9 protein-coding genes are annotated in these 9,581 nt (G+C 37.1%); 2 read left to right on the forward strand and 7 right to left on the reverse strand.

Features of this window, described 5'->3' with window-relative positions; genetic code table 11:
- Positions 1–128: 128 nt before the first annotated feature.
- The 7 genes from M0P98_08350 to tadA all read right to left on the reverse strand — a co-directional run bounded on the left by M0P98_08350 (position 129) and on the right by tadA (position 6,919).
- On the reverse strand, positions 129–767 hold the full coding sequence (locus tag M0P98_08350) for a hypothetical protein (GenBank protein MCK9266859.1): 639 nt from the start codon (positions 765–767) through the stop codon (positions 129–131).
- Positions 739–1,317: a hypothetical protein gene (locus tag M0P98_08355; GenBank protein MCK9266860.1), complete on the reverse strand. Its 579-nt coding sequence runs from the start codon at positions 1,315–1,317 to the stop codon at positions 739–741. Before M0P98_08355 ends, M0P98_08350 begins: the two co-directional genes overlap by 29 nt.
- Positions 1,298–1,909 (reverse strand): PilN domain-containing protein, encoded by a 612-nt coding sequence (locus M0P98_08360; GenBank protein MCK9266861.1) that lies wholly within the window; start codon positions 1,907–1,909, stop codon positions 1,298–1,300. Before M0P98_08360 ends, M0P98_08355 begins: the two co-directional genes overlap by 20 nt.
- Positions 1,906–2,916, reverse strand: a complete 1,011-nt coding sequence (pilM, locus tag M0P98_08365) for a pilus assembly protein PilM (GenBank protein MCK9266862.1) — start codon at positions 2,914–2,916, stop codon at positions 1,906–1,908. Before pilM ends, M0P98_08360 begins: the two co-directional genes overlap by 4 nt.
- A 94-nt stretch (positions 2,917–3,010) precedes the next feature.
- The gene (locus M0P98_08370; protein MCK9266863.1) at positions 3,011–3,442 is read right to left on the reverse strand and encodes a prepilin-type N-terminal cleavage/methylation domain-containing protein; all 432 of its coding nucleotides are present in this window, start codon (positions 3,440–3,442) and stop codon (positions 3,011–3,013) included.
- Between the two features lie 570 nt (positions 3,443–4,012).
- The gene (locus tag M0P98_08375) at positions 4,013–5,239 is read right to left on the reverse strand and encodes a type II secretion system F family protein (protein ID MCK9266864.1); all 1,227 of its coding nucleotides are present in this window, start codon (positions 5,237–5,239) and stop codon (positions 4,013–4,015) included.
- Between the two features lie 3 nt (positions 5,240–5,242).
- Positions 5,243–6,919 carry a Flp pilus assembly complex ATPase component TadA gene (gene tadA, locus M0P98_08380; GenBank protein ID MCK9266865.1) on the reverse strand — a complete coding sequence of 559 codons (1,677 nt, stop codon included), beginning with the start codon at positions 6,917–6,919 and terminating at the stop codon, positions 5,243–5,245.
- 380 nt (positions 6,920–7,299) lie between these two features.
- Between tadA and M0P98_08385 the strand changes: the two genes are divergently transcribed.
- The gene (locus M0P98_08385; GenBank protein ID MCK9266866.1) at positions 7,300–8,118 is read left to right on the forward strand and encodes a M55 family metallopeptidase; all 819 of its coding nucleotides are present in this window, start codon (positions 7,300–7,302) and stop codon (positions 8,116–8,118) included.
- 14 nt (positions 8,119–8,132) lie between these two features.
- Positions 8,133–9,332: an ornithine--oxo-acid transaminase gene (gene rocD / locus M0P98_08390; protein MCK9266867.1), complete on the forward strand. Its 1,200-nt coding sequence runs from the start codon at positions 8,133–8,135 to the stop codon at positions 9,330–9,332.
- Positions 9,333–9,581 lie beyond the last annotated feature (249 nt).

The following is a 9,581-nucleotide window of genomic DNA, read 5'->3' on the forward strand; positions in this document are numbered from 1 at the left end:
AGCCTGTTAAGCCCTTCGGAGATGCTTTTTATGCAGAAGGGTGAGTTCTCAGAGTGCCCGATTGTTGTGTAGAAGGTGTATGCGCCGTAGTACCAGAGTGAGTAGACACCCCATACTTTTTTACCCCCTTATTGCAGTTCCAAATTTAAAGGGGTACTCTCCTCTTTAATTATAGGTTCCTTTACTGGAACATCTTCTAAAATTGTATCTTCTTCCTCTATTTTTGCGTCTCTTAATTCTCTCAACTCTTTATCGTAAATATTGTACGTAAAGGTAGTATCACGGTAAGAGATTAAAATCTTTTCAGAATCAATAATTTCTTTTACCAGATAATCCCCCAAATACTCTCCTTCTCTCTTTACTTCATTATTTATAATTACATAAGAGGACTTATCCCCTTTAAGTATCCCTGTAACAACAAATTTAGGAGCTATTATACTCTCCCTTCCTGTAACAAGTATTGGCTTAATATTATTCTCAACACTTTGTTCTCTTTCTAAACGCTCCTCTCTTATTTTGAGAAGAGAAGTAAAAGGGTCCCTATTAAGTGGAGCACCTCTATGAGACACTCCAATAGAAAGGTCATCAAAATAATCTTTGATTTTATCTAAACTCTCTTCTATACTTGTAACAGTTACATCTTTCTTCTTAATTTTCTTCTTAGTAGATTTTTTACTGCTACTTGCAGCATCACCATTGCTAACAATAAGAAAAACAGTAAGTAGCAACAAAAATAATCTATTTAGAAGTTTTAGAATCTGTATCATTATCACCTTTTTTTAAACATAAAATTTTTAACTCATAAATCGGTTCAATATTTTTACTTCCACCTTCAGATATAGATATACCCTCTATAACAAGAAAATTATCTCCAAATTCAAGTTCTTCAATAAACTTTAAAAGATTGTTATAATGTCCAGTAAGTTTAACACTCCAAGAATAATATTGTTTCCTATCTCTCCTTCTGGTATCACTATCAAGCATAAATGTCTCAAAAAGATGTAGGTTGTTCCGCTTTGCTACCAGAAAAATATAATTATAAAATACTAAACTTGAATCTGCCTCTGGGTCTGTATTTACCCACTCAAAATTGTTCTTCTGGAGCAACGCCTCTCTTATTGCAGTATTTATAGAGTTCAAAAAAGCAGGAGAACTTGTCATCTTCATATAGTCATACTCTATTTGAACCTTCTCTACTTTATACTTATTTATAGTATCTTTTTGAGGGGAAAGAACCAATGTTCTAAATAGTGTCCCTACCAATATATAAGATAAGACCATCCATATAATATATTTTTTAATTAGCCGTTTTAGCATCTTTGGTGCCTTTTTTTAACATTTCACATTTAAGATTAAAAGATACAATCTGGTTCTCTTCAGACCCTGATTTAGCAACTTTTTGTAATTTAACATTTTCAAAATAACCGCCTCGACTAAGGTTTCTTACAAACCTATCTATTGTTTCTCTTTCGTTTGCCATATCAGGTAACATATAACCTTCAATACTAATAACTCTTAGAGTTTTTGCACTACTCGGCATAGTAAAAGATAATCTACTCAACCATATACCATAAGGAACATTCCTCCCAATAAAACCAATCTTATTTGTCCAAATAACCCTCTTTTCTTTTTCTGAAATAAAAAACGCCATAACCTCTAATAGTTTGTCGGTTGCTTCGCCTTTAGTTTTTATTTCTGTTATAACCTCTTTCTCTTTATTCATCTTATCTTCTATCTTTCTTATATCAGATACAATCTTTCCTATCTGGACCTTATTACCTAAAAAAGTCATACCTAAAACCATCAATATAAAGGCAAGCCCACCTAAATATATTATAAATAAGTTGGTTATAACCCTCCTATTTTTAAATTTTTCAAGCCGTTCCTTAAGAATATTAAGTTCTATCATTGTAATTTTCTCAATATAAGCCCAAGTACAACAGAAAAACTTGTCCCGTCTTTTATTATATCTTCTGGGAAAGGTATTTTTGGGGATAACTCTTCAATAGGGTTCCATATACGGGCATCAATCTGTAAAGATTGTTGGAACATACCAACTATACCCGGCATTTTTACACCGCCCCCTGTTAAAAATAGTTCTTTGGGGGTCTTCTTTGTTCTTGCCTTAAAAAACTCTATACCTGTAACAACCTCTGACAACAACTCCTCCAAATCTTCCATAATGATACTTTTTATATCTTCAATATTTTCTTCTTTAGTCTTATAAATTTCGGCGAAATCGAGTTCAAAACCTTTCTTCTCAGCAATAATTTTTGTAATATGGCTTGCCCCAAAGGGGATATCTCTAACAAGTATAAACCCATTATTTTCTGCAATAGCAAGGTTGGTCTTTTTACAACCGCAGTTGAGTATAAAGAGAGGGTCGGGCAAATCTTCTTTATGTAAATACTTAAAAGAGTTTAGTATTGCAAATGAATCGTGGTCAACAACAAGGGGTTTAAGGCCGACCCTCTGTAAGGTTGTTACATAAAACTCACTCTTCTTTTTTGGATAACCAACAAAAAGAACAGTATTACTTTTATCTTTTCTTGGTATAAGCAGATAGTCATATTCAAGGTTATTAGTACCACCGGGGGTAACCTGCATTATTTCCAGGTTTAAAGCTGGTCTAATTTCACTTAAGGGTAGGTTGGGTATATCAAAGTAGTGTATTATGGTGTTGGTACCACTTATGCTTGATATGCAATGTTTGGCTTTAACACCATTTTTTTTTAAGGAAGTTTTTAAAGATTTAACAAAAGAATCCTGGTCCCTCTCAACCAGATCTTCTCTTATGTTTGTGATAGGGTTGGGGCAGGAGAAGATTTTTCTAATTGAAAGTTTCCCGTTTTTCTCATTTCCTTCTATTACCTTTATATAAGATGAACCAACATCTATCGCTGTTTTATATTTCATATTTTATTAGAACAGGAAACACTCAAAGGGCTGGTTATCCAGCCCTTTGAGTATTAAACTTCATATTTCAAACTACATAGTGTGCAACGCTCTATTAATCACCATCTGGTTGTGTCGGTTGGAGACCATAATATTTAATAGTACCTTCCTGGTCTATAGAAACCTCTATATTTTCAGCGGTAGAGCCCTCAGCTCCTTTAGCAGTAGCCAAGAAACCAGCACCACCATTATTTGTAATTTCGACATCTTCCAATAAGAAATATTTGCTATCTGTTGTCTCAATATTAAGTGCATCTGCTATATTGTCATCTTCACCTGGAATATAATATTCGTTTTCTTCAGAATAGTATACTCTTTGGGCAGACCTAATTGAGCCAACAAGTGCCGCACCTTCAGAAGCGATGGCTTTTCTTACCTGAGCCCTGTAAAGAGGCACCGATACAGCTGCAAGAATACCTACAATAATAACGACAACCATCAGCTCTATCAAGGTGAAACCCTTCTTACTCCTTAAAGCTTTTTTCATTATTCCTCCTTTTTTACAATTTTACTCCGTTGAACTTTTACCCAACTACTTTCTTAGTTGTTTTTTTGCACCTCCTTGTTTGCAAGTTGATTGTTATGAGTTGCTTTACTTCAAACTTTATAGGCGCCTATATTTAGAAAGATTATACCATTAAAGAATGCTTTTGACAAGAGCAACTTTTTTTCCTTTTTGTTGAGTTGCGAGCCGTCCATTTGGTAATCCTAAACTTGTCTCAGGATCTCTAATGTATCTCGTATAACAGGAGTAGTAAAAGCGTGATATTCCACCCCAACTCTCCTCTCCTCTGGGGGAGAGGATGTAGGTGAGGGGGTTATTTGTCTTTGTTGTTTTTGCGAGGAGCGTCTTAGCCCGAATGCTTTTTGAGGGATTGCGACGTGGCAATCCTCGTTTTTATCATTCTTCCCATTCCTTTCCGCCTTCGGCGAGATTGCCGCAGTCGTAAAACTCACTCCTTCGCAAAAACGGAATGGGGGGTAATAAAAACGTGACTCCGGAACAAGTCCCTCGGGAGTACTCGGGATAAACCGGAATGACAAAAGGAAGGAACCACTACCTTACAGCAGTTGCAAGGTTAAAAATAGGCATATATATAGCAAAGACAACTACCCCTACAATAGCGCCCAAACTTATAATTAAAAAGGGTTCAAGTATTGAAGCAAGAACATTTAGGGTAGCGTCAACTTCGTCTTGGAAAAATTTTGAGACTCTATATAACATCTCTTCAATCTTTCCAGTCTCTTCGCCAACTGTTACCATACGTACAAAAAGTATAGGGAATACACGATATTTTTTCATCTCAGTACCTAAAAGTGAACCTTCAATAACTCCTTCCCTAATCTTGTCCATTGTCTGTTCTATCATAGCGTTTCCTGCTGTTTTGGCAACTATATCGAGTGCCAAAACAATTGTTACTCCGCCAGATAGTAGGGTAGCAAGAGAACTTGCTAATCGGGAAAAACTTACCTTTAACATAAGAGGTCCAAAGACAGGGAATTTTAATTTAAATGTATCTATCTTTAATCTACCCGTTGGGGTCTTATAAAAAAGGAATAGGGCTATTATTAAAAGAATTGCTCCACCCATTAGATAAGGAAATGTAGCAACAAGAAATTTGCTTACAGCCAAAATAAATAGAGTGAAAGCAGGAAGTTTAGCGCCAAAATCGCTAAAGATTTCTTGAAACTTTGGTAGCAGAAACAGGAATACAAACCCTATAACACCCAGAAAGAAGAGGGATACAACAAATGGGTAACTAACGGCTTGTTTAACTTTACTTATAAGTTCAAGTTGACCTTCAAGGTTGGCAGCAAGTTCTGCCAACACTTCGGCTATATTTCCGCTCTCTTCGCCTGCCTTTATTAGGGCAATATATATGGGAGGGAAAATTTTTGGGTATCTTGAGATTGCACCAGAAAGGTTGCTACCTTCTTGTATATCTTTTTTGATTTTTTGTAGTGCTGCAGAAAAATATCTGTTGGGTGTCTGGTAACTTAAATCGTCAAGAAGTTCCACAATAGCAACACCTGCATCAAGCATAGCGGCAGTCTGTCTGGTAAAGAGAGATAACTCTTTAAGGTTAACTCTGCCCCGTTTGGTACGTTCTTTCTCCCACCACGATAATCTTGAACTTCCACTCTGCCCGGCAAGATATATCTTTATAGGAAAAAGGTTCTGGCTCCTCAACCTTGTAACAACTATTAAACTTGAAGGCGCGTTTATAATTCCGTCAACCTTGTTTCCTTCTGAGTCGCGGGCAGTATACTGGTATTTTGGCATAATTTATATTGTAGTTTTGATAATCAGTTCTTCGGCTGATGTTATCCCATCAAGAACCTTTTTTAATGCAGCGTCTCTAAGTAATGGCATACCTTTCTTTTTGCATATAACACGTAATTCTTCTTCTTTTTTCCCTTCAATAATAGCTGTCCGTATATCTTTATCTACTTTTAATATTTCAAATATAGCTGTCCTGCCAAAATATCCTGAAAAAGAACAATCTTCGCATCCAACCCCTTTATAGATGGTATGCCTGCCTGTGTTTATACCTACCTTTTCAAGAAGTTTTTTCCCTTCTTTATCTTCTTCTTTACAGGTTAAACAGATTCTTCTAACCAACCTCTGAGAAATGATAAGGTCCATAGCTTCTGCTATAAGGTATGTTGGCACACCCATAAAGTTGAACCTTGAAAGGGTAGATACTGTATCGTTGGTATGTATAGTTGATAATACAAGGTGACCAGTTAAAGCGGCTTGTATCGCTATCTGTGCTGTCTCTAAATCTCTTATTTCTCCAACCATTATAATATCGGGGTCTTGCCTAAGGAAAGTTCTTAATACAGCAGCAAAGGTAAGCCCTATTTTAGGTTTTATCTGGACCTGGTTAATACCCTCAATCTCGTATTCAACAGGGTCTTCAATAGTTATAATATTTTTGTCTGGAGTATTTATTGAACTTAACCCTGTGTATAGGGTGGTGGTCTTACCTGAACCTGTTGGACCTGTAACCATCAACATACCATAAGGTTTTCTTAATCCATCCATATATGCAGTTTCTTCTTCTGTCTCAAACCCTGCATCTTTAAAAGATTTTACAAGGGATTGTCTATCAAGTAGCCTCATAACAATCTTCTCTCCGTGGATAGCGGGTAGGGTGGATACCCTTACATCTATCTCTCTTGTACCTGTCTTAATTTTTGTTCTACCGTCTTGTGGGAGCCGTCTTTCACCAATATCTAAATTAGAAAGAATTTTTAGACGGGTAACAATACCTGTATAAGAACTTTTGGGTGGTGGACTGACTCTCTGTAAAATACCGTCAACCCTAAACCTAACTGAAACCTTTGTTTCTTGTGGTTCTAAATGTATATCTGTTGCTCTCTTTTCTATTGCTTCAAGGAATAGAGAACTTACAAACTGAACAATAGGGACATCTTCAGACGCTACCTTCAATTGTTGGACATCTATCTGCCCGTTCTCGTCTGTACCTAACGCTTCAAGTGCCGACGCTGTTTTTGATAGGTCAACTGAATCTGCATAATATTTCTCTAAATAGTCTTTTATATCTTCAAGGTCTGCTTTGAGAACTTTTACACGAGAATCGGTCATCCTTGATACAGCGTCTATTGCTACAATATTTGTTGGGTCGTTCATTGCTATAACAAGCCGTTCATCTTCTTTTGCTATAGCGATAACATTGTATCTTTTGGCGATATTTTCAGGAATAAGCCGAACTATATCTGGCTTAATATTTCTTATAGATTGTAGGTTGACGGTTGCAGCTTTCTTCTGTTCTGTAAGACATTCAAGTATCTGTTCTTTTGTAACAATCTTTTTTTCAACTAAAACTTCGCCCAGAAACCTGTTGTCTGTAATCTGTTGGATGAGAGCACTCTCAAGCTGCTCAGTGGTTATTAGCCCTTTCTCAAGAAGAATCTGCCCAAGCCCTTTTCTTTCCATTTGTTTTTCTCACTTTTTCTTACCAATATCCATTAATAAATACTTTATATATATGTATAAATTAACACAGTTAGGCTCTTTTGTCAATAGGGGTAAAAAAGTATGTAGTGTCTACTCACTCCCCTTCTTTGCCTTCTCCCCTTGAGAATTATAGGTATTGGAATCCCAAGGGTTTGCAGAGAGGTTAATGGGATGAGATTCCCCCTATATGTCATTCCGGATTTATCCGGAGTACCTCCGAGGGTTGCCACGTCATTAGAAAACATTCCTCCCAACTCCATAAAACAGCAGTAAAGCAAGTATGAAATACTTCATTATTTATTTTTATGTTATAATGTGTAAAATTACTGTTATTTCAACCTACTATTTAAGGAGCTACAATGAAAATATTTATAATGACAGACATAGAAGGTGTTGCTGGCGTAATTACCTACCAAGGGTGGGCAAATGGTGATAGTAGACATTTTCAGGATAGCAGAAAACTTCTTGCAAAAGAGATTAATGCAGCTGTTGAAGGTTTTTTTCATGCAGGTGCAACAGAAATCGTTGTAGTTGATGGACACGGCGGTAATGGTTACGGTGGAGTTGATTTTTTATCGTTAGATAAGAGGGTTAAATTCCAGAGAGGATGGCCCAAAGGTCCTTACCCTTTAGGTCTTGACAAAACTTTTGATGCAGTCGCTGTTATCGGGCAACACGCAAAAGCAGGTACAGAATTTTCACACATTGCTCATACCCAAAGTTTTAGAATATTAGACCTATCAATTAACGGAGTTTCAATAGGGGAGTTTGGACAGATTACTCTCTGCGCTGGTGAACTCAATATACCTGTTATTTTTGGGTCGGGTGATAAGGCTTTTTGTAAGGAAGCCGAAGAACTTGTCTCTGGTATAAAAACAGTAGCAGTAAAAGAAGGAATACTTGCTGGTAAAGGAGATGAATGTACCCCAGAAGAGTATGGTGCAAGAAACAACGCTGCTATACATTTACACCCTGAGGTTGCTCGTGAAGAGATAAGAAAAGGGGCAGAGGAAGCATTAAACAGGTATAAAAAAGAAAAATTTGGTATTGTCAAATTAACACCGCCTTATGAATTGGTTTATGTTTATAGAGCCGAAAATATGAGGCCCTCATATAAAGTTGTAAAAAATCATCCTGATAGCATAATAGGTGCATTAAACAGGATTTATGAGAAATAAAAAGGAGTATTCCAATGGATACCCAACATTATATTAATTTAGAAAATATTTATGGAGCAAAAAATTATAAACCTCTGGATGTTATTATTGAAAGAGGAGAAGGTATATGGGTGTGGGATGTTGTGGGCAATAGGTATATGGATTGTCTTTCTGCTTATTCGGCTGTCAACCAGGGACATTGTCATCCAAAAATTGTAGCCGCTCTGGTTGAACAAGCAAAAAAGATTACTTTAACATCTCGCGCCTTCAGAAACAGCCAACTGGGACTATTTTACGAAGAGATTTGTAAACTTACCAATTCTCATATGGTTCTACCTATGAACAGTGGTGCTGAAGCTGTTGAAAGCGTTATAAAAGCGGTAAGAAAATGGGGGTACAAGGAGAAGGGTGTACCAGAAAATATGGCGGAGATAATTGTATGTGATAACAATTTTCATGGCAGAACCATTACAATTATTGGTTTTAGTACCGAAAAACAGTATAAAGACGGGTTTGGACCTTTCACTCCTGGTTTTGTGATAATTCCTTTTGGAGACACAGAAGCGTTAGAAAAAGCTATCACTCCTAATACGGTTGGTTTTCTTGTTGAACCAATTCAAGGTGAAGCAGGTGTAATTGTTCCACCAGAAGGGTACCTAAAAAATGCTCGTAAGATATGTTCAAAACATAATGTTCCTCTTATTCTTGATGAAATACAGACAGGGTTAGGGCGAACAGGTAAACTTTTTGCAGAGGAGCACGAAGGTATAGAAGCAGATGTTACTTTGATAGGTAAAGCCCTTTCTGGTGGGTTATACCCTATCTCTGCTATTCTTTCTAATAAAGATGTTCTTGGTGTCTTTATGCCGGGAGATCACGGAAGCACTTTTGGAGGCAACCCTCTTGCTTGCGCTATAGCAAGAGCGTCTCTTAAGGTTCTTGTTGAAGAAAAAATGATAGAAAACTCTGAAGTGTTAGGGAACTATTTTTTAGAGTCACTTAAAAAAATTAAAAGCTCGTTTGTTAAAGAAGTGCGAGGTAAAGGGTTGTTTATAGGTGTTGAACTACATCAAGAGGCGGGTGGGGCTCGTGGGTTTTGTGAAAAGTTGATGAAAGAAGGGCTTTTATGCAAAGAGACACACGAAAATGTTATAAGGTTTGCTCCGCCTCTTATTATAAAAAAAGAGGAGTTGGACTGGGCTTTAGCAAAGATAGAGAAGGTGTTACAAGGATAAAAAAAGTATGGGGTGTCTACTCACTCTGGGACCACGGCGCATACACCTTCTACCCAACAATCGGGCACTCTGAGAACTCACCCTTCTGCATATAAAGCATCTCCGAAGGGCTTAACAGGCTCAGAGTAGAAGAACAAAAGGCTTAGACCTTTTGTTAACAGCCCCCCATTCCGTCTTTTGCAGTTTATCTTGCGAGCTTTACCCGCCGAAGCCAACCTACGCTAAAATACAAGCTTCGGCAGGTATACC

This window comes from bacterium (assembly GCA_023230585.1).
GTDB lineage: Bacteria > Ratteibacteria > UBA8468 > B48-G9 > JAFGKM01 > JALNXB01.